Raw genomic sequence first — 21,142 nt, 5'->3', positions numbered from 1 at the left:
CAAAGAAGTTACTAATACCGCTAAATGGATAACCAAGGCAACTGAAGCTAGTTCTGCAGTGAGGGCATTTCAGCAAGTAGAACTTAACCTTGAGAAGGCTATGCAGGAGGCGCAGCGCTTAGATTCACTAGGCCTTCTTGCAGATGCATTAGGCCAAGCTCAATCTTTAGAGTCTTCCGTATTGAAATTCCATACAGCATGGCGAAAATTAGGAGGTATTTCTGAAAGACTTTGGGTAGAGAGTGGAAGTAGTACTCCATACTTAAGAGATGTTCTTGGGGCTTTGCAATCTCTTAGCGGTGCAACTATGAGGGTTTCATTAGGAGAGATTTCTGGAGGGAAAAGATTACGTATTCAGTTAATTGAAGAGGCTCCAGATCAGCTGGAACCTCCATATATCGAATGACTAGCTGCATCTAGCAATTAAATAAGAGCTAGTTATCTTGATAACGCTATCAGTAGCGCGTAGTGGACTCACTTATAGAAAGCTTGCGCCACTACTATGGCTGGTCTGACTTTAAGCTAGGGCAGAGATCAGTTATAGAGGCAGTTCTTGAGGGGAAAGATGCTCTTGCAGTCCTTCCCACTGGAGGAGGTAAATCACTTTGTTATCAGTTCCCAGCCTTAGTACGCCAGGGATTGGTAGTAGTCGTATCCCCTTTGGTTGCGCTTATGGAGGATCAGGTTTTTCAACTTAGACGTAGAAATGTTGAAGCGGTTTGCCTTCATGGAGGGCTGGATTCATCTGAACTTGCAAAAGCTAGAAATGATGTTCGAAAGGGGAATATTCGGCTTCTTTATTTAGCTCCTGAAAGGTTGAATGGGGTTTTAATTAAGAATTTATTGATAGACATTTATAATTCCGGAAAATTAGTTGCAATAGCAATTGATGAGGCTCACTGTATAAGTGCCTGGGGGCATGATTTTCGACCTGAATATAGAAGGCTTGGGCAGATTCGTTATTTATTACCAGGTGTTCCAGTTGTTGCTTTGAGTGCAACAGCTTCTCCAAAGGTTCGTGCTGATATTATTCGACTTTTGAATCTGTCTAGACCATTAGTTGAGGTTTGCTCAGCAAAGAGAAATAACCTTAAATATATAATGAAGAGAAGACCAAAGGACCCAATCCCTAATGTTATTGCCGAGATTCATAATTCTCGTGGAGCTAAATTAATTTACGTTCGTACCAGGAGATCAGTAGAAACTTTGACAAGGAAGTTGCAGGCTGATGGAGTTAATGCAATTCCATACCATGCGGGATTGACGATGTCTTTAAGAAAGGAAGCTTTATCAAGCTTTCTAGAACAACAAAAACCTATTTTAGTCGCGACAGTTGCTTTTGGGATGGGAGTTGACCGTAGAGATGTTGGGTTGGTAATGCATTTGAATCTTCCTTCTTCGGCCGAGTCGTATTTGCAGGAGTCGGGAAGGGCTGGCCGAGATGGCAAACCAGCAAGTTGCCATCTTTTGTTTTCTCCGGGAGATCGTAAGAGGCTTTCCTGGGTTATCAATTCTTTAGGACCTTTTGAATCAGATTCTCTTGGTGGAGGTTTAGAGAATATGAGGGTTCAAATAGCTCAGCAGCAGTTGAGGCGAATGGAGGCCTTGGCTGAAGGAGGAACTTGTCGACAGCAAGCACTTTTGCAACTTATTGGCGAAGTTTCAGGGCCTTGCGGAAATTGTGACCGATGCTTATCCCCTCCACCGCGTCATGATTGTTCGGAACAGGCCATACAGATGCTTTCTGAATTAAAAGACTCTGAATGGATGCAATTCAGTAAGTTACTGAACAATCTTTCTTCAAAAGTGGGAACCGGAGAAAATTGGGGGTGGCTTGCAAGAAGACTTGTTGAAGAGAACTTGGTTAGCGAAAGTAATGATGGGTCACAGATGGTTCATATAAGTAATGTGGGTCTATGTTTTCTTCAAAGCCCATGGACTTTAGATTATGCACATGATGGATTAATGGTTAGCTAAGCTCTTCTTTTGTGCAGGCATAAATCTCTGACTAAATCTTTTTCAAATTTGTCTAATGGAGAAAACCAGTTTTTCCAATTACCATCTTTTCCAGTTGAGTTTAATTTTTTAAATTCACAATTTACTGCAATATAAAGAGATTTTCCTTGAGAATTCATCGTTGGGGTTACATAGCTTCCTTTCATAGACTTCCATTCCTTCCAGTTAACCTTAAGTGGTCCATACTTACGCCATGTTCTATTCATTGATGACCTTTTCACTGCTCTAGAATACTTATTTGGGGATTTATGTTTGTTCTTTAAGGCAAGATTGTCAACTTTTTGCTTGTTTTTGTAATTTAATCGAAGTTTAGTCCCAGGAATGATTGTATTTGGGTCACTGATGTTATTAATTGCAATAAGAGTTTCAATTGGGATATTATAGGTTCCTGAGATGCTAGATAATGTTTCACCATTAGTGACTCTATGAACCCCCCTAAAAGTAGCTTCCTCAATTTTTAGGGACTCTTTTTGAGGATGTATGATGCTTGCATTGTATGGCAGCTTTAATTCTTGGCCAGGGTATAAGAAGTTTTCATCTTTTAAATTATTTACTCTTAGTATGGTATCTGGGGTTAATTGATAAGACCTGGCTATTCCAATTAAGCTTTCCCCTTCTTTAACTTTATGAGTTGATTTGGTTGATGTATTTGATGAATTGTAAGAAATAGCTAGCTTTTGCCCAATATATAAATAGTCTGAATTTTCTAGATTATTGTTTTTAATCAATCGCTCTGGACTGACTTTATATTTGCTTGCAATCATCCCTATAGTTTCTCCTTCCTTAACAAAATGATTTGTTTGATAGGAAGTATTTGTTTGGTTTTGGATTCGATTTGCCTGTTTTGGCAGGGTTAATTGTTGACCTGACCAAATTTGATTAGCATTCCTCAAATTATTTTCTTGCATAAGTCTTTTTAGGGGAACTCTGTGCCTTTCAGCAATCTCAGAAAGAGTCTCTCCAGAGCGAACAGTGATTGTTTCTCCAAACGCAGGGGCTAGGGGAAACGCCAATACGGCTAAGGCAATAAAAGTAGATCCACGCATACATAGGTGCCATCTCTTGGCAAACCATAAGACCCTTCTAGGTTTTTGCCAGTCCTTCTTGAAATCTTTTAGGGGTTCTCATCTCAAAATTAGCGAGTTAGCCAAGAAGGTTTTTTAAAACTTTAGGATCAAGATTATATGGAGGGTATCTCAATTTGATATCAAACCAGAATGGTCTTTTTAAAATTGATTTTTCATTGGAAAAGGTTTTGAACCCCGCGTAGCCATGGTACCTACCCATGCCACTAGCTCCAACGCCTCCAAAGGGGAGATCCGGTATCCCCGCTTGCATTACAACGTCGTTAAAGCAAATACTACCCGAGCTTGTCTTTTCAATTAAATGTTGTTGGTCTGATTTTGATCCGCCAAATAAGTAAATAGCTAAAGGACGAGGTTGTTTTTGAATTAAGCCAATAGCAGAATTTAGGTTTTGAGTGCTGAGCACAGGCAGTAATGGCCCAAACAATTCTTCTTCTAGAAGGGGATCGCTTTGTTCGTCCACTTCTATGATTGTTGGCTCGATTTGTCTCTGGGCTTGGCTGAATCTTCCACCATGATGAATTTGTCCTTTTGAACGAGCATCTTCTAACAGTTTTGTGAGTCTTTCGAAGTGGTGGCCGTTGATTATTTTTGCTAGGTGAGGGGACTGTATGGGATTTTCCCCGTAAAGAGATATTTGGGCATTTTTAAGTTCATTTAGAAGGGAAAACCTGAGTTTTTCTTCCACAAGAATATGATTAGGCGCAATGCAAGTTTGCCCTGCATTTAGTCCTTTACCCCATATTAAACGTCTTGCAGTTGCAGCAAGGTCGGCACCTTTTAGAACTATTGCAGGACTTTTACCCCCTAGTTCTAAAGTAATTGGGGTAAGGTTTTTCGATGCAGCTTCCATTACTTTTTTCCCAATAACACTTCCACCTGTAAAGAAGATATGGTCGAAGTCTCTTTGAACTAATTCAGAAGCAATTTCTCCATCCCCAGTAACTACTTCAACGACATCCTTAGGAAAGAGGTGATTGATTAACCTCTGAATTAATAATGAGGTTTGAGGTGCATTCTCTGAAGGCTTTAATACAGCTGTATTCCCAGCGGCTAAGGCACTTACAAGAGGTTGGATGATTAATGAGAATGGATAGTTCCAAGGCCCAATTATCAACACACAACCTAATGGTTCAGGTTCTGTCCAGGCCTCTCCAGGCTTAAGGGAGAACGGCACTCCAATAGGTTGAGGTCGCATCCACTGTCGTAGTTGTTCTTGTGCGAGTTTGAGCTCTTGATTGACCGCGATTATTTCAAAAAGCGCTTCTGTCGGCGGTTTTTTTAAATCTGCTGAAAGAGCCTGAATTATTTCATTTTCATGTTCGTTGATGAGTTTTGATATTCGTTTTAGCTGTACACGCCTCCATTTTTCAGGTCTTGTTATGCCCTTGATTACAGGCTCTCGAAGTTCTTTGATTTGTAAGTACTTTTGGTTCAAGGGATGACGATAGGGTCAGGTTTGTGTAGCAGTGGATCAAGAACTTCAATTCTAGGCAGAGGAATGCTTAAGAAAGATCCTTGGTGGCAAGGTACGGTTATTTATCAGTTGATACCTAGGAGTTTTTCGGATGGAAATGGTGATGGTATTGGTGATTTAAAAGGGCTAACAAGCAGACTGAGCTATTTGCGTTGGTTGGGAATTGAGGCCATTTGGTTGACGCCTTTTTATCCTTCACCCTTAGAAGACGGTGGATATGACATTACTGATTTTAAGAGTGTTCATCCTGAGCTGGGTGACTTGGCGTCATTTCATAGGTTTTTAACTGTTGCTCATGACTATGGGATCAAGGTGATTATTGATCTTGTCCTTAATCACACAAGTCATCTTCACCCTTGGTTTCAGCGTGCCCGATGGGCACCTAAAGGTAGTCAAGAGAGAGATGCATATGTTTGGAGCGATGATCAGAACCGTTATTCTGATGCCCCAGTCTTATTTAGGAAATTCGAGGCATCTAATTGGGAATGGGATGAGGTAGCAAAGCAGTATTACTTTCATCGTTTTCTGCGAAATCAACCAGATCTCAATTACGAGAACCTTTGGGTTCAACAGCAAATGCTAGATGTGATCGATTTTTGGGTAGAACGTGGTGTTGATGGATTTCGATTAGATGCTGTTCCCTTTTTGTTTGAGGAAGAGGGTAGTAGATGTGAGGGATTGCCTAAAACACATGCGTTTTTAAGGTTGGTTCGCGAAAGAGTTGATTCTTATAACCGCGACATTTTGCTCCTAGCAGAGGCAATTCAACCAGTGAATGAGGCCTCTAAATACTTGGAAGAGAAAGAGCTACATGGAGCTTTTAATTTTGTGCTTACTGCACATCTTTTCGCAGCAGTTGCCAGCGGAAATTGTGACCAGTTGCGTCTTTGCCTAAAAGCCTCTCAGGAGGCTGTCCCTGGGTTTCGATGGGCCTTGCCTCTACGTAACCATGATGAGCTATGGCTAGGTGATGGCCACTTGATACCTAAAGAACTTATAAAAACAATTCGAACTGGGCTTCATCAAGGTCACGGACATTGGCTTAATTGGGGGATAAATCGTCGACTCGCCCCTCTTTTGAATGGTGATTTAAGAGCTAATCGATTGTTGCATGCACTTTTGTATAGCCTGCCAGGAATGCCATGTATTTACTATGGAGACGAGTTGGGAATGGGTGATTGGCCGGGACTTCGTGATCGGGACCCTAATCGAACTCCAATGGCATGGAGCTCATCAAGGAATGGAGGCTTCTCTTCAGCACCAGATCCATTATTAGTTCTTCCTCCAATTACTTCTCCTGGCTATGACTATAGGGTTGTTAATGTTGAGGTTCAGAAACAACTTCCTGGATCCTTGTTGAATTGGCATCGGCGAATGCTTACTTGTCGTCGGTTATTGCCAGCGCTTAGGTTTGGAGACTTTAATCTTCTTGAGAGTAGTCATCCAAGTGTAATTGTCTACACCAGAACTAATCATGCAATGACAGTACTCGTTGCCGCTAATCTTTCCGCTGCTGGAGCTTCCTTGCGATTAGATCTCTCTAGATGGAAAGGTGCGAGGACCAGAGAAGTTCTATGGGGGTGTGAATATCCAACTGCAGCCCAAGATTGGTTCGTTTATCTGCCTTCTTATGGTTTTAGTTGGTGGCTTATTGGCGAAGTAGAGTCTTCCCGGCAAACACCTAATAATGGGAGTGGTTCAGATTTGTAGCCTGATTGGATTATCTTCAAGTGTGAGTTTTTCGGTTGGTAGACCTCTAGACCTGAGAGCCTTTACCGCATGCGAAGAAAGGTTTTTAGCTTCTTTTATGTCTATCATTGCCACCCTGCATCGACGGGCAAGCATGTCAGTAGGTGTTTGAGCATATTCATTTTCGATCCAATGCTTGAACTCGGCTTTGCAGATAGGAATTAAGTTGCTAAGAGGTTGTCTGTCCTTTTCAGGAGTATTTTCAATCATCGGTAGTGCTTCTAGTCCGTAATTTGAGAGAAGATGTGTTGTTTGTTTGTCTTGTAATTTGTTGTTAGGCAGTAATAGCTTGAGCTTTTCTTTATGTTCATATAATAGCTTTATAGTCAGAGAAGGATTATTGGTTGAACCAATTATTGGGATTTGTTTGCGCTTAGGCAATTCATGGGACATCACCTCTTCGACTGCTTTTAAAGTGTCCAGAGCAATAGGGCGACAGGTTGTCCATTTGCCTCCCATAGCGCTGATTAGTCCGCATGGAAGAATTTCAATTTCGTGTTCACGGACAACACGACTTGTTTGTACTCTTTCCTTAAGAGGCTTTAGCAGAGGCCTCCCTCCTGACCATTCACTTGTTATATGATGTTTTTTTGTTTTTGGGAACCAGGAGCGAATGTAATTAATCAAGTAGTTTTTTTCTTGCTCTGAGGGTTGACATACTTCATTAAAATGGCAAGGCTTATCTGTTGTGCCGACTAAAGTCCTTCCGTGAAATGGCAGGGCGAAAACTACTCTTCCATCATTGGTTTTGGGGATAATTAGTCCAATATTTTGTGGACATAAGTTTTCTGCAGTTACTAGATGAACTCCTCGGCTAGTAAGCATGCGCTGTTCAACACTGCTATTGGCTATTTGGCGTAGTCTGTCTGAATAAATTCCAGTGGCATTCACTATTGCCTTAGCATTCCACCGATTCTGTTGACCATTGGAATCTTCACTGATAGCAGCACAAAGTTTTCCATTCGCATTTTTTTCAAACTCTATAACTTGGCAGCGAGTCTTGATAAATGCACCTGCTCTTTTTGCTGTGAGGGCAAGTAAAAGGTTTAAGCGAGCATCGTCAAATTGCCCATCACTATAGGCAACCCCACCGTTTAAATCTTCTCTCAAGAATGGTAAGGCTATCTTTAATTGTTTTTTAGAGAGTATTCGACTATGTGCTATAGATCTTTCGCCTGCGAGAGCATCATAAATTCCCAGACCTATTTGGTAATAACCTTTTTGGAATAGGCTTTCAGTGGGGAGAACAAGGTCTATTCGTCGTGTTAGGAAAGGCACTTGCTTTAGCCAATATTCACGTTCAAGTAGTGCTTCGCGAACAAGCTTGAGTTGTGCAAGATCAAAAGTTTTGAAGGCTAATTCGAGATACCGAACCCCTCCATGAAGAAGTTTAGTGCTACGACAACTTGTACCTCCACCTATATCACCACTATCTAACAGGGCAACTTTTAAACCACGGCAACTTGCTTCGTAAGCTAGACAAGAACCAGTTGCACCAGCACCGATGACAAGTAAATCAAAATTTTGGGTGTTATGCGTCATGCCATTTGAGACTCCTTAGGACTGCTTCATCCCATTTTGATCGCCATAAATCGCGTGCCGAAGCCTCAATTGTTGGGGTGAAAAGTTTTGACCCTTCAATTCTTTGTGATTCAAGATCTTTTAGATCTTGAATCAGACCTGCCTGTACTCCAGCTAATAGGGCAGCTCCTTTAGCAGTGCTTTCGAGATTTTTAGGGCGCCTGATACTGAGACCAGTGCTATTGGCTTGAGCTTGAAGAAGAAGATTGGACTTTGCAGCACCTCCGTCTACGGCTAATTCTCCTAGCGATTTTCCCAAGGCTTTTTGAGAAAGCTCTACCAATGTTGCAACAGACAAGGCAATCCCTTCTAGTGCAGCTCGAGCTATATGTCCTTTTTGACTGTCACGGGTCAGTCCTATGAGAAGCCCACGTGCATTTGGATCCCAATGAGGTGTTCCCCATCCTGTGAATGCAGGTACAAGCATTACTCCGGCAGCATCAGTGACTTTTTCTGCGAGTTGATTGATCTCATCTGCGGTCTCAATAATTTCTAGTCCATCTCTTAACCATTGCACAACTGTTCCAGCATTGAAGAGGCTTCCCTCTAGGCAATAAGTTGCGATACCTTTTTCGTCTGTCCAGCCAAGAGTACTTAATAGTCCCAAATTCGAACGTTTGATTTCATTCCCAGTATTTACCACTAAAAAGGCCCCTGTTCCATAAGTGCATTTAGCTGTTCCAACATCTAGGCATAGTTGACCAAGTGTGGCGGCTTGTTGATCTCCAAGGAGTGCATTTATGGGAACGCCTCCAAAGGGATGTTCTTTAGCGATGACTCCGAATTCTCCTCGACATGGCACTAGCTCTGGCAAGGCATTCATCTTTATTCCAATGGTGTCGCAAAAAGGTTCAACCCAAGTTCTATGCTCCAAATCCATTAAGAGCGTGCGACTGGCGTTACTCATGTCAGAGCAGTGCTTCTCTCCTAAAGTCAGGTTCCAAACAAGCCAACTCTCTACTGTCCCAAAGCAAAGATCTTCTTGAGCATTGGCTTTACTAGCTTCATCGTGATTGGTTAACAACCAGTTGATTTTGCTCGCACTGAAATATGGGTCGAGTAAAAGCCCAGTACGTCTCTTCCATTCGGCTTCTAACCCTTCTTGTTTCCAGAATGCGCAGGTATTGGTTGTGCGTCCGTCCTGCCATACCAGTGCAGGGCCGCAGGGCTCGCTATTACTTCTCCTCCAAATAATTGTTGTCTCTCTTTGATTCGTAATGCCACAACTTACAACTGCATTGACTTGCTTAGTGCTGAGTTGTTTTGCCAAGCTCTTCATAGCTTCTAATTGACTTTCCCAGATACCCAGAGGGTCTTGTTCTACCCAGCCATCTTGTGGATAATGGATCGATAGAGGAGCGCTGGCGCTTGCAATGAGTTCACCTGTGCAAGTGAAAACAGCTGCTCTGGAACTACTGGTTCCTTGATCTAGTGCGAGCAGAAGAGGTTGATTTGCCATGTATTTTCTCTTTCTTAATTCCTAGCGGTTAATAGGATTTGTGCAAACGTAAAACGAGAAGAAGTATTTACTTAGTCACTTATTTCTTGTCTTCAGGCTTGTTCCTTTTAAAATTGGAGTGTTTTGTTAATGAGATGCTAAGTGTGAATTGTAATAGCTTTAAGGCTAAATCTTTCCACTTCAAGACGAAAAGTCCTTATAATCCTAACCCCATCGTTTAATCTAGTGAATAGTATTTTTACGGGCTCTTCGTGCATAATCTGATGAACTTATTATAAGATGAACATTTAAGACCTCCTTCCCTAGCTTCTTGAATTACCGTCTCAATTACTTTCTCAGTCTCTGAACCTTTTATTGGTACTAATTTTCCACCTTTGCTTTCAAGATTAGTGCTCTGAGGTAATAGAATATAATCGAATCTTTCAACAGGAGAATAATCGCCTGTTTCAATTATTTTTAATATTTCTCTATTTGCAAGATGTGCCGCGTAGGTCTTATTTGTTAGAACACTGTTTTTACTCGATATCCCCTGTTTGGCTTCTTGGAATGCAATCGCTTCGCTGTAAAGAGGAAAATACCTAGTGCTAAAATAACCTATCCTTGAATAGCCGATGAAGGCTAATAGTGAAGTTATAATTGTAATATAATAGATTCTATTTGAGACAGATCTTGAAATATCTTTCCAGCTATTAATTGTCTCTATGCACCCTGCTATTAGAAAAGGAACTATTATTATTGAATAATGATGGTTCAGTTCTCTCTGAATACCCTCTGAGGAAATTATATTAGTAAAATAGACCGGAAAAGTCGCTAAAATTGCAGGTATAGACCTTTTACTGATTAAAGCTAAAAATGGTAGTATTAATCCTAGTGTATATAATAAGATCGATTCGGGAGAGGCTTCAGTGAAGATTTGCCAAGGCCTAGTGACTAGTGTGAATACTATTTCTTGTATGTTGTTACCAAGATACCCAAGCCTAAGTTTTATATAATCTCCACCAATGGCAGAGTAGTTTGATGAAACTATCCACCAAATAGAAGATATAGTTAGGGTTGTGATAGCCCTTTTACTTTGGCCTTTTGCGAGACTATATATAGCCAGTCCAACACCAAACAAGACTTGAGCTTTTTTGGCTGAAAGTGAGATCAGTAAGGATGTGTAATATAACCAATTTCTTCGTTTACTGGTCTCTGAAATTGCTAACAGCATTAAAGGGGCTGTTAGTATTTCTGGATGGAAGTCGCCTAGGTTGACTAGAAAGATATATGGAGAAAGCGTAATGGCGATTATTAGAGCGAGTAATAGTTTTCGGTTGTTGTTTGATTTTGCTGTTTCATTTGCTGCTATAGCGGGTAATATTCCGAGAGAGAAAGATTGAAGGGCTAATAATGTATATGTACTCGGTAAGGCCTTGTATATAAGACCAATTGGAATTAATAACAAAGAGAAATGATCTTGTAGAGGAGTTATACCTCGAAAACTACTGGAAACATTGAATTTACCATTTGCGATTAGCCAGCTGAATTGCTCAAATGTGCCAATGTCAGAAACTTGTGTGCCTAAAAGAAAGTGCTGTAAACTTGCTAAAAATAAGAGGATTGCGCTGAATATTAAGGAGAATGCAAATAAAGGAGAAGTCATGGATTTTGTACTAATAGGAGTAAAGGTCGCTGATAGTCAGGTGGAAATGCCCTTTTCGATATTTGGGGCTTCATATACTTCATGGTATTTGGGGTATGCTCCATTTTTATTTGAGGTGACTTTAAACCCTTTGTTCCATAGCGATTAGGTTATGCCTTAGTAGTGTTCTCCCTGTTATAAAAGCTTTACTTTCAGTCAGTGTTTGTAAGTGAAAATTTCGTTCAAGGATCAAAGTTCTAGAGATGCCTGAACATGAGCTCAAAGAAAAGTCGCTTGAATTTGTACCCATCTATTGCAACAAAGCTAAGGTGTAAATTACTGTAAGAAGTATCTATCTTAAAGAAGCAGGCATTATTGGTGTCAGCTTTGATTGTTGCTTTCACTCTGCCCTGTTATAAAAGCCCAGTTATTGTGAAAGCAATAATCAAGGGTTTTTATATCGCTCTTTAACCAAATAAAGTTCCTGCATAGTTGTGGATCAAGTCAAGTCAAATCATGATGAAGGACCAGGGATCAATACTCGATCGATTCATCATGGAGAAAGTTTTGCTTCTGAGACAGGCACAGTAATGCCACCTATTTTCCCTAGTGCAACATTTGCCCATGGGAACCTTCATGGATTTGATTACACCCGTTCTGGTAACCCAAACTTTCGAATTTTGGAATCTGTTTTGTCTTCGGTAGAAAGCTGCAAATACGTAACAGTACTTGCCTCTGGAGTAAGTGCAATTACAGCAATTGTCTCAACTTTAGAAAAGGGTGATTTGGTGCTTTGTGAAGAGAACCTTTATGGATGTACTGTACGTTTATTCGAGGAAGTTTTTAGACGTTTTGATATTAAGACCGTGTGGGTAGATTTTACAGACGAAAAAAATTTTTCTAAGATTATTGATTTAAAGCCAAAAATGATATGGTTGGAAAGTCCTACTAATCCAATGCTCAAAGTAATCGATATTGCTGCAATATGTGATTATGCCATTAAAGTAAAAGCCCCAGTAGTTGTAGACAATACATTTGCAACACCTCTTTTCCAGCGCCCTCTAGAGCTTGGTGCAACACTTTCATTGTGTAGTACAACTAAATACATTAATGGTCATTCTGATGCTCTAGGTGGGGCTATTTGTAGTGAGGATGCTACATGGAAGAAGAAGTTGGATTTTGCGCAAAAGGCACTTGGACTTCAACCTTCCCCGTTTGATTGTTGGTTGATTACGCGAGGGATTAAAACAATGCCTCTTCGCGTTGAACGTCAAAGTAAAAATGCCTTTGCGATTGCCCAGCAGTTGTTAAATCATCCAGGTATTGAATGGGTTCGATATCCGTTTCTTTCTAGTCACCCTCAATATGAAATTGCTCTCAAACAAATGAAGGCTGGAGGGTCAATTATTACTCTTAAAATAAATGCAACCCAAAATCAGACTTATGAAATTTGCAAAAGTTTGAATTATTTCACTATGGCAGAGAGTCTTGGTGGGATCGAAAGCCTTGTATGTCATCCAGCCTCAATGACGCATGCATATATTGATAGGGACACCAAGCTTAAGCTTGGTATTGATGATGGGCTAATACGTCTATCTATTGGATGTGAAGACCTCAAGGACCTTACTGATGACTTGATGCAAGCTCTTGAGACTTTGAAAAAGTGACTCCTCGCGATCTTCTTAAAGAGCCATGCTGGGAAGGTACTGATTTAGGTGAAGCGCTACCTGATAGCCCCCATGCAGTTTCTGTGGCACTACCAAGATGGCAAGATGTAATTGATTATGAAGAAAAGAATAGTGATTGCCTTAACTCCTTAAAGGCGATATACCCACGATTTGGCTTTAATCCATTAGTAGCGGAATTAGCAACTAATGCCTTGCGTTTGCAAGACCCTGTTTATATCAATGCTTGGCCTTATCCCACAAAAGAGATAGCTACTCTTGCAAAATTCCATTGCAAAAATAGTCAACCATTTGGTAAATGCGAAGTAAGAGAAGTCCTTGGTCTGCAATGTCTACTTACCGATTCTGATTCGGCAATCCCTGCAAAGGCTTTTTGGCAACACTCCGGTTTAGGAGCATCTTCTCGTGAAGCCGCCATTGCTCTTGGTAAGGAGCCTGAACCTGTGATCAAGATTGTGGCTGATGCAAGATTTACTTTGAAATCTCGATTAGCAGAGATTTATCAATGTGAAAGAGACCTGATTTATCTCCATCCATCAGGGATGGCGGCCTTCTATGCAGCTCTTTTTGCAGTTAATGAATTATTCCCTGATAAACCAACTCTTCAACTTGGCTTCCCCTATGTAGATGTTTTGAAACTTCCTTCAGTAGTTTTCAAAGGAAGCACACTTTTACTTAGAACAGATCGAGAAGCTTTAATTGCAGAACTGGAAAAGAAAAAGCCTTCGGCGCTTGTTGTAGAACTACCAAGTAACCCCATGCTGCAATGCATAGATCTACCTCTAGTAGCCGATATAGCTCATGAAAGAGGTGTTCTAATTATTGCGGATGACACAATTGGCTCTGCATTAAATATTGATGCACTTCCCTATGCAGATTTGATTTTTAGTTCATTAACTAAGAGTTTTGCGGGAAGAGGGGACATACTTGCTGGTTCATTGGTAGTTAGTCCTAAATCTCGATGGAGGAGGGTGCTATCTGAAAAACTTTCTAAACCTTTATCAGTCCTTGGTGCATCTGATTCTATTGAGCTTGAAATAGCAAGTAGAGATGTTGCTGTCCGTTTGCCAAAGCTTAATAAGGCTTGTGCTCAGCTGGCGGATCGCTTATCTAGTCATCCTGCGGTGGCGAGAGTTCTTCATCCTGGGACATGTCTTAACTTCAAAAAGCTAATGCGAGAAGGTTCTGGATATGGTTGCCTGCTTTCATTTGAACTAATTGGGGGCCTTCCAAAAGCAAGGAAATTTTATGATTCTATTAGAGTTTGCAAAGGACCAAGTCTTGGGACGAATTTCACATTGGTCTGTCCATATGTTTTGCTTGCTCATTACGGCGAATTGAGTTGGGCTGAAGAATGTGGAGTCCCCTCGCATTTGATTCGGGTATCAGTTGGCTTGGAAGATTCAGACATACTTTGGGAAAAATTTAAAGTTGCGCTTGAGAATTAAGACATCCATTACATCAAGATCATGCAGAAGCTATAAATTCAAGCTAACTATTAAATCAATTCTTTATTGAAACATGTCACGCATTTACGAAGACAACAGCCTGGCGATTGGGAACACGCCATTAGTCAAGCTCCATTCGGTTACTGAGAACTGCAAGGCAACAGTTCTTGCCAAGATAGAAGGTCGAAATCCTGCCTATAGCGTTAAGTGCAGAATTGGTGCAAACATGATTTGGGATGCAGAAAAACGAGGTGTTCTGACAAAAGAAAAAACTATCGTTGAACCTACTTCAGGTAACACAGGTATTGCACTTGCTTTTACCGCTGCAGCTCGTGGCTACAAGTTGATTCTTACTATGCCGGAATCAATGTCCATAGAGCGGCGCAGAGTTATGGCTGTTCTTGGCGCGGAGATTATCCTCACTGAGGCCGCTAAGGGAATGCCTGGAGCAATTGCTCGAGCAAAGGAAATCGCTGAGAGTGATTCCGATAAGTATTTCATGCCTGGACAGTTCGAGAATCCTGCTAATCCAGACATTCACTTCAAAACAACCGGACCAGAGATCTGGAATGACTGTGACGGACAAATTGATGTTCTAGTTGCTGGTGTAGGCACAGGGGGGACGATTACTGGCGTCTCACGCTATATCAAGCAACAGCAAGGTAAATCGATTCTTTCAGTTGCAGTAGAGCCTTCTCATAGTCCTGTGATCACACAAACTCTAAATGGAGAAGAGATCAAACCTGGACCTCATAAAATCCAAGGTATAGGAGCAGGGTTTATTCCCAAGAATTTGGATCTTTCTGTTGTAGACAAGGTTGAGCAGGTGTCCAATGAAGAGTCGGTAGCTATGGCACTACGCTTGGCACAGGAAGAAGGCCTTTTGGTTGGTATCTCTTGTGGAGCAGCTGCTGTTGCTGCAATTAGATTGGCAGAAAAGGCGGAGTATGAAGGGAAAACAATTGTTGTTATTCTCCCGGACATGGCAGAACGTTATCTTTCATCAATCTTATTTGAGACTGTTCCTACTGGGATTATTCAGGAGCCTACTGCGGCTTAGTTTCTAGGCTTCGCTTCTAGAAGCACGGCTTCAGGAGGGATCCACATTGCATCCCCATAAGAGAAAAATCGGTATTGGTGCTCAATGGCTTCTTCATAGAGTGCTAATAGACGTTCACGGCCGATTAACGCACTTACGAGAAAAAGAAGTGAACTTTTAGGTAAATGAAAATTGGTTAACAGCCCATCTACTACTGAGAACCTGTAACCAGGTTTAATTACTAAATTCACAGGCCCTCTAAATTCTCGCAGCCTGCCGTCACCTGCGGACGCTGCTCCTTCGAGCGCTCTTACGCTTGTAGTGCCAACGGCAATAACTCTTCCATTAGTAATACGGCATTCTGCGACAGCTTCTACTGCATCCTTTTTGACTTCAATCCATTCACTATGTAATTGAAGGTTAGAGAGGTCTTCTGCGTCGACCGGTCTAAACGTGCCTAACCCAACGTGCAAGGTGATTGTCGTCTTTTTGATCCCTTTTTTAGCAAGAGCCTTTAGCAGCTCATCACTTAAGTGAAGACCTGCTGTTGGTGCTGCTACTGCTCCAGGGTGAGCTGCGTATCTTGTTTGGTATCGAGCTTCATCGTTCTTATCATGGCTTGCGATATACGGTGGCAAAGGTACTTCTCCATATCGCTCCAACAAAACTTCTATGCTCTTTGCATCTGAATAGCAAATGGGAAATTCAATAATTTTGCCCCCAGAGCTGGAGTCGTTACTTATAACTTTCAGGGGAAGAGGCTCCTGTTCAAGAGCTTCTAACCAGATGGTTTCGTTTGGGCGTAGTTTTTTAGCAGGTCTTGCTAGGCACAACCATTGTCCTTGCCCCTTAGGCTCAAGGACTAGTAGTTCTGCTAATCCACCATTTAGGCGTCGAACCTTTAACCTAGCCTTTAATACACGAGTGTCATTCAAGACAATTAAATCATTAGGTTTTAATTCATTTAGCCAATCCCAAACTTTTGCATGTTTAGTACCCGTAGTGCCAAAGTTTTTATCTCCCACTATCAAAAGCCCAGCTGCATGTCGTGGCTCAACAGGTCTTTGTGCTATGCGTTCAGAAGGAAGCACATAGTTATAGGAACTAAGCAAGAAATCTTTTCTATCTGCCACGCGTAAATTTAAAAACTATACGGATCGCTAAACAAAAAGTGTAAAGCTCCAATTAAGCGAGTATTGATTCTGTTCGATTTTCAATTAAATCGGCAAGATCTTTAAGGAAAGCTGCTCCATCCGCTCCATAAATCACCCGGTGATCAGCAGTCAAATTTACTTGCATCTGACGTTTTACTGAAATTGATCCATTTTTATTTGCCACAACAACTGCTCTAGAGGCTGCAACTGCAAGAATCGCTCCTGTACCAGGAGGCAAAATTGCATCAAAACGATCCACTCCAAACATTCCTAGGTTGGATAAAGTAAAGGTTCCGCTTGAATATTCCTCAGGCTGAAGCTGTTTAGCTCTAGATCTTTTTACTAAATCCGACCATTGTTTGGACAACTCGATCAAGTTTGTTTTATCAACATTTTGTAGAACAGGTGTAATCAATCCGCCGTCTTCCATCGCTACTGCCACTGCGACATTTATTTGATCTGGGTATGACATCCCTTCTTCATTCTTTGCAGCATTTACTTGAGGATGTCTTGCAAGGGTTAATCCAATTGCTTTAGCCAATAGGGCAGTCATTGTAACCCCATTGGGTTTGACTTCCTTATAAAGGGTATCTAAGGAATCAGTAGAAATTGTATAACCAACGTGAAAACATGGGGTGGCTAAACTTGCTTCCATATTGCGATTTACTGCCTGCTGCAGCGTGTTAAAAGCAACTACTTGCCCTGGTGTTCCAAAGCTTTTCCCTTTTAAAGAGTTAGAGGAAGGACTGCTTTCTTTAGGAGAATTGCTTTTAGTTATTCGATCTTCTGGAAGTGTTGCAGGGGCATTGCTTTCTGCCACCCATGGGACGCTAATTGGCTGTCCAGTCGCTCTTTGAACATCTTCTACTTGAATACGACCATGAGGTCCGCTCCCATGGATGGTTGAAAGGTCAACGCCTTTTTGGGAGGCCAGCTTTTTAGCCCGAGGTGAAGCTACTATCCTTCCAGTGTTTTTTACTTGAGGTACTTGTCTAGGAAGAGTTTTGGATTGATCTTCAAGTTTTTCATTTTCGTCAATAGCAGTTTGCGAATCTGAAGTTGATTCAGATTTAGGAGTAGAGACTGGAGTTGCTTTTGGTTGTGGAGAGTCTGAGATGGATGGTTGAGGTGCTTTCCCTTGGACAGAAGCAATCTCATCCTCGCTTTCGACAATTAATCCGATGGTTTCACCCACAGGGGCAGTACTGCCTGCGGGCATCAAAACTGCGGCAAGATAGCCTTCTTGAAAGGATTCAACATCCATATCGGCTTTGTCTGATTCAACTACCAAGACAGATTCACCTCGTCCAACTTTTTCTCCAGGTTTCTTAAGCCATTCAACGATTTTGCCTTCCGTCATAGTTGAGCTAAGAGCAGGCATGAAGATGTCGTGAGTTGCCATAGTTCGTTGATTTGATGCCCGTTCTTTAGAGAAAGGATTTCACCTTTGCCTCAGTCCATGTAAGCAGATGAGCAGAAGAGTAAAGCCCTATTAACACAATTTTAGTTCTATCGGCAGCACAAACAAATTTCTTTTTGAAGTATGCGTTGATTACGGTATAGGGATTGTTCAGTTTTCATCAATAGATTCCACTACACCATCACGAACGGTTATGGAGACTTGCATTTTTTTTACTAGGTTTTCTCCAACTGTTAGTTCGCACAGACTCTCTATCTGACCTTGTTCAACAATTTGCTCCATCTCCAATTCACGAATTTGAACCTGTTGTTGCAGCAAATTTCTTTTTTGTTCTTCAATTTCTGACCTCTTTGCAGCAACTTGTTGCTGAATTTGTCCAACTTGTTCTTGAACCCGTGGGTCTAAAGGGTTTGCACTTTGATTACGGACTTCATTGATAAATTGCTGACCTTCTTGCTCTAATTGCGCCAGCTGTTGATCAGAGGCTGAAATGGCATTGCTCAGTTCTTTTTCGGCTTCTTCTTTCCAGGATGGTGTCACTACCGCTTTGACGGTAATTGACCGTTTAATAGTCAGGACGTGCCCCTCAGTCATGAAAAAATTGAATAAAAGTTTAACTTCTTAGTAAGAAGAGTAACTTGCGCAAAATAGCTCATCGGCTATAAATCGCCTTTATTTCCAGTTGATCCCTTTCAGAAATCCTTTCACGACGTTGTTTAAGAGTCTGTGTTAGGAGGCCATTCTCGATAGTAAAAGGTTCAACAAAAGCCAACCCGACAAGTCTTTCTTCTACCCTTGCTCCCCTTCGATTAGCTAAAAGAAGATTTAGATCCCCTCGAAGGGATTTGAGAAGAGCTTTCTCTGATGCAGTGCCAGGAAAATCATTAGGTAATGCAATGCCTTTTTGAGTTGCCCATAGTTTAATTTCTTCAAGATTAGGAACAATTAAAGCCCCAAGAAGACGTTCGTCTTGTCCAACAAGCATTACTTGCTCAACAAGGGGACTGCTCAATAGGGTCTCTTCAAGTGGCCCAGGTTCAATATTTTCTCCATTACTAAGGACGATTGTGTCCTTAGCTCGACCCGTTATAACTATTGATCCATCAGGTAAAAGCATCCCAAGATCGCCTGTGTTAAACCACCCGTCCTTATCAAGTACCTTCTTTGTTGCGTCTGGCTTCCCGAGATAACCATTCATTACTTGTGGTCCTTTTACCAATACAAGGCCTCGTTCTCGAAACTTCAAAGGGGTTTTATTTTCGGGGTTAACGATTTTGAATTGAGTACCTGGAAGTGGCAGCCCAGAACTACCTCGAATATTTCGCCAAGGCCTACGGCAACTCACAACAGGACTTGTTTCTGTAAGCCCATACCCAACAAGCATTTCGACTCCCAATGATTCAAAAAAAGAATCAACATGTGGAGCTATTGCACCGCCTCCATTGATAGGGAACCGTAATCTTCCTCCACACAACTGTGCTAAAACTTTGGGCCAAATCATTCCTGATGCAAATCTATGGAAGGGCCAACGAAAGGAGCATTCGCAAAAAGCAAACAGTCTTTTTAGGGGATTGACTGGCTGTAAAAGCAAATTACGCGTTGTTCTCCATGATTTTGTGTGCGCTTTGCTGTTGGTTAAGGCTGTTTTGAGAACCAATTGTCTTAGCTTAGGCATTTTTTTTACTGCATCATCAAACCCCATTTGCACGGCTTCCCAGAGACGGGGAACCGTAACCATCACTATTGGTTTAATTTTTACCAAGTCATTCTTAAGGTGTTTAATAGTTGTATAAGTCTGTGTACAACCACAGGAAAAAAAATAATATTCTGCACTCCTTTCATATGCGTGCCAGATAGGCAACACACTGAGTACAGGAGCACCTGGTAAAGGATGGGCTATGCAAGCTAGAGATTTGATTTGATGAATAAGGTTTGAGTGCTTGAGAGGTACCCCTTTAGGTTGACCTGTCGTCCCAGAGGTATAGAGGATTGTTGCCATAGTCGAATTTGACGAATCCATGCCTCTCTGATTGGTTATTTCTATAGCTTTCTTCCCTTTTCCGCTTTCTAAAAAATCACCCCACCCCATTATTCCAAGTTCCGCTTCGCCTTCTAATTGAAGGACAAATTTAAGTTTACTTTTTTGTTCTTTAGTTAGTGCAAGCTGCTTCCATAATTCTGCGCTTTGTACTATCAGACCACTTGACCCTGAGTCTTCGAGGATATAGCGAAGCTCTTCCAATGGAGCGGAAGCTCCTCGTACCGCATTTGCTGCATCTAGTCGCATTAATGCTTGATCAGCAATTAACCATCGAGGACTGTTTTCTGCAAAAAGGGCTATGACGTCCCCTTTTTTGGTCCCTAACCCATAAAAAGCTGAGGCTGCAAATCCTATTGTTTCGGCGAGCTCAAAGTAGGAAAAATTTTCTGGATGAGCAGCATGTGGTGCATCTACTGCAACTAAGTCGCAATAGCGAGCTGCTAACCAAGGCCAAATTTGGTCTACTCGGCCAATGCTCTCAAAATGAGTACGACTAGAGAGAGCTTTTTTCTCTTTCCAATGCCTCTTCCAACTCGATTTTGCCAATTTAGATTCCTTTGCTTGCATTAAGACCCTATGCAGACCTCTTAATAATTTCATCTTTAAAAACGTTTCTTTCCATATGGTCTAAAAATAAGAAGAAAATTCTTCTGAGCTTTCTAAAGACTCCATTTTCTTCCAGTCCAAGTGAAAGTGCTTTTTAAAGGATTGCATCAAAAGAGGTTTAACTTCTTCAACGGTTATCCCAGGAATCCAATCATTTATTTTGCCCATGGGATGGTTTACCAGGCCACATGGCACAACCGCTCTAAATGCCTCCATGTCGCAATTGACATTAAGTGCTAGTCCATGTTGAGTTACCCAACGACGGCAACTAACTCCTATCGATGCGACCTTTCGATCTTCTATCCATACCCCTGTCAAGCCTTTGCGCCTCTTCCCCACCAAGCCCATATTTGTAAGCACGTTAATTAAGACTGCCTCGAGTTTACGCAAGTACCAATGCAAATCAGTTTGATATTTTCTTAGGTCTAAAACGGGATATGCAACTAATTGTCCAGGCATATGACAAGTTACTTCGCCACCACGATTTATTTTGTAGAGAGGCCATTGTGAAGTTAGTGGGTCGAAAAGCAAATTTTTTTCAGTGGACCCTTTACCCATTGTGTAACAAAGTGGATGCTCCAATAGCCAAATTGCCTGGGCTGTTTTTTTAGCTTCAAATAAGTGTTTTTGCCAGTTCTGCTGCCATTTTAGAGCTGTTTCGTAATCGACAAATTTCTTCGGCTTAAAAAGAAAAGTCGGAATAAGGTTTGCTGATTCTGTTCTTGTTCCTAACTTGCTTTTATCTATAGGCACCGGAGGGA

16 protein-coding genes (1 of these 16 only partly in view) are annotated in these 21,142 nt (G+C 41.5%); 6 read left to right on the top strand and 10 right to left on the bottom strand.

The window, feature by feature from the left end; translation table 11 throughout:
• Both SOI84_RS04020 and SOI84_RS04015 read left to right on the top strand, forming a co-directional pair.
• Nucleotides 1-406, top strand: partial view of a hypothetical protein gene (locus tag SOI84_RS04020; RefSeq protein WP_320675352.1) — the 3' end only. It extends 635 nt beyond the left edge of the window; only the last 406 of its 1,041 coding nucleotides appear in the window; its start codon lies beyond the left edge, outside the window; the stop codon is at nt 404-406.
• A 62-nt stretch (nt 407-468) separates the two neighbouring features.
• The gene (locus tag SOI84_RS04015) at nt 469-1,977 is read left to right on the top strand and encodes an ATP-dependent DNA helicase RecQ (RefSeq protein ID WP_320675124.1); all 1,509 of its coding nucleotides are present in this window, start codon (nt 469-471) and stop codon (nt 1,975-1,977) included.
• Here the strand turns inward: SOI84_RS04015 and SOI84_RS04010 are convergent.
• Both SOI84_RS04010 and SOI84_RS04005 read right to left on the bottom strand, forming a co-directional pair.
• Entirely contained in the window at nt 1,974-2,924 is a 951-nt protein-coding gene (locus SOI84_RS04010; protein WP_414153611.1) for a LysM peptidoglycan-binding domain-containing protein, read from the bottom strand. The two genes, SOI84_RS04015 and SOI84_RS04010, sit on opposite strands and share 4 nt — an antisense overlap.
• A gap of 235 nt (nt 2,925-3,159) precedes the next feature.
• Entirely contained in the window at nt 3,160-4,539 is a 1,380-nt protein-coding gene (locus tag SOI84_RS04005; RefSeq protein WP_320675122.1) for an aldehyde dehydrogenase family protein, read from the bottom strand.
• Nucleotides 4,540-4,602: 63 nt separating this feature from the next.
• On the opposite strand from SOI84_RS04005, the gene SOI84_RS04000 reads away from it, so the two are divergent.
• Nucleotides 4,603-6,288, top strand: coding sequence for an alpha-amylase family protein (locus tag SOI84_RS04000; protein WP_320675351.1), 1,686 nt, complete (start codon nt 4,603-4,605; stop codon nt 6,286-6,288).
• Here SOI84_RS04000 and SOI84_RS03995 read toward each other — a convergent pair.
• The 3 genes from SOI84_RS03995 to SOI84_RS03985 form a co-directional block, all read right to left on the bottom strand.
• The gene (locus tag SOI84_RS03995; protein ID WP_320675121.1) at nt 6,277-7,869 is read right to left on the bottom strand and encodes a glycerol-3-phosphate dehydrogenase/oxidase; all 1,593 of its coding nucleotides are present in this window, start codon (nt 7,867-7,869) and stop codon (nt 6,277-6,279) included. The two genes, SOI84_RS04000 and SOI84_RS03995, sit on opposite strands and share 12 nt — an antisense overlap.
• Entirely contained in the window at nt 7,859-9,367 is a 1,509-nt protein-coding gene (glpK, locus tag SOI84_RS03990) for a glycerol kinase GlpK (RefSeq protein WP_320675120.1), read from the bottom strand. Before glpK ends, SOI84_RS03995 begins: the two co-directional genes overlap by 11 nt.
• 238 nt (nt 9,368-9,605) lie before the next feature.
• Nucleotides 9,606-11,009: a DUF2079 domain-containing protein gene (locus tag SOI84_RS03985; RefSeq protein ID WP_320675119.1), complete on the bottom strand. Its 1,404-nt coding sequence runs from the start codon at nt 11,007-11,009 to the stop codon at nt 9,606-9,608.
• 473 nt (nt 11,010-11,482) lie between these two features.
• Here SOI84_RS03985 and SOI84_RS03980 point away from each other — a divergent pair, with 473 nt between their 5' ends.
• From SOI84_RS03980 to cysK, 3 genes are all read left to right on the top strand, one after another.
• A complete protein-coding gene (locus SOI84_RS03980; protein WP_320675118.1) occupies nt 11,483-12,655 on the top strand; it encodes a PLP-dependent aspartate aminotransferase family protein in 1,173 nt (390 codons plus the stop codon).
• A complete protein-coding gene (locus tag SOI84_RS03975) occupies nt 12,652-14,121 on the top strand; it encodes a PLP-dependent transferase (RefSeq protein ID WP_320675117.1) in 1,470 nt (489 codons plus the stop codon). The genes SOI84_RS03980 and SOI84_RS03975 overlap by 4 nt, the downstream gene beginning before the upstream one ends.
• Nucleotides 14,122-14,194: 73 nt before the next feature.
• Nucleotides 14,195-15,181, top strand: coding sequence for a cysteine synthase A (gene cysK / locus SOI84_RS03970; protein ID WP_320675116.1), 987 nt, complete (start codon nt 14,195-14,197; stop codon nt 15,179-15,181).
• Here the strand turns inward: cysK and queA are convergent.
• The 5 genes from queA to lipB all read right to left on the bottom strand — a co-directional run bounded on the left by queA (nt 15,178) and on the right by lipB (nt 21,134).
• Entirely contained in the window at nt 15,178-16,293 is a 1,116-nt protein-coding gene (queA, locus tag SOI84_RS03965; protein ID WP_320675115.1) for a tRNA preQ1(34) S-adenosylmethionine ribosyltransferase-isomerase QueA, read from the bottom strand. The genes cysK and queA overlap by 4 nt on opposite strands.
• Nucleotides 16,294-16,345: 52 nt before the next feature.
• On the bottom strand, nt 16,346-17,716 hold the full coding sequence (locus tag SOI84_RS03960; RefSeq protein ID WP_320675114.1) for a dihydrolipoamide acetyltransferase family protein: 1,371 nt from the start codon (nt 17,714-17,716) through the stop codon (nt 16,346-16,348).
• Nucleotides 17,717-17,884: 168 nt separating this feature from the next.
• A complete protein-coding gene (locus SOI84_RS03955) occupies nt 17,885-18,328 on the bottom strand; it encodes a YlqD family protein (protein ID WP_320675113.1) in 444 nt (147 codons plus the stop codon).
• 58 nt (nt 18,329-18,386) lie between these two features.
• Complete coding sequence (locus SOI84_RS03950) at nt 18,387-20,342, bottom strand: AMP-binding protein (protein WP_320675112.1); 1,956 nt, start codon at nt 20,340-20,342, stop codon at nt 18,387-18,389.
• A gap of 60 nt (nt 20,343-20,402) precedes the next feature.
• Nucleotides 20,403-21,134, bottom strand: coding sequence for a lipoyl(octanoyl) transferase LipB (lipB, locus tag SOI84_RS03945; RefSeq protein WP_320675350.1), 732 nt, complete (start codon nt 21,132-21,134; stop codon nt 20,403-20,405).
• Nucleotides 21,135-21,142 lie beyond the last annotated feature (8 nt).

Source organism: Prochlorococcus sp. MIT 1341, from assembly GCF_034092415.1.
Classification (GTDB): domain Bacteria; phylum Cyanobacteriota; class Cyanobacteriia; order PCC-6307; family Cyanobiaceae; genus AG-363-P08.
The sequence above is the reverse complement of the archived record's forward strand: the minus strand, read 5'-3'. Positions and strand labels throughout refer to the sequence as shown.

Coding starts and splice junctions, on each gene's coding strand:
- SOI84_RS04010 (WP_414153611.1), bottom strand. CDS start 2,924: ATGCAAGAAAATAATTTGAGGAATGCTAATCAAATTTGGTCAGGTCAA.
- SOI84_RS04000 (WP_320675351.1), top strand. CDS start 4,603: ATGCTTAAGAAAGATCCTTGGTGGCAAGGTACGGTTATTTATCAGTTG.
- SOI84_RS03995 (WP_320675121.1), bottom strand. CDS start 7,869: ATGACGCATAACACCCAAAATTTTGATTTACTTGTCATCGGTGCTGGT.
- glpK (WP_320675120.1), bottom strand. CDS start 9,367: ATGGCAAATCAACCTCTTCTGCTCGCACTAGATCAAGGAACCAGTAGT.
- SOI84_RS03985 (WP_320675119.1), bottom strand. CDS start 11,009: ATGACTTCTCCTTTATTTGCATTCTCCTTAATATTCAGCGCAATCCTC.
- cysK (WP_320675116.1), top strand. CDS start 14,195: ATGTCACGCATTTACGAAGACAACAGCCTGGCGATTGGGAACACGCCA.
- SOI84_RS03960 (WP_320675114.1), bottom strand. CDS start 17,716: ATGGCAACTCACGACATCTTCATGCCTGCTCTTAGCTCAACTATGACG.
- SOI84_RS03955 (WP_320675113.1), bottom strand. CDS start 18,328: ATGACTGAGGGGCACGTCCTGACTATTAAACGGTCAATTACCGTCAAA.
- SOI84_RS03950 (WP_320675112.1), bottom strand. CDS start 20,342: ATGCAAGCAAAGGAATCTAAATTGGCAAAATCGAGTTGGAAGAGGCAT.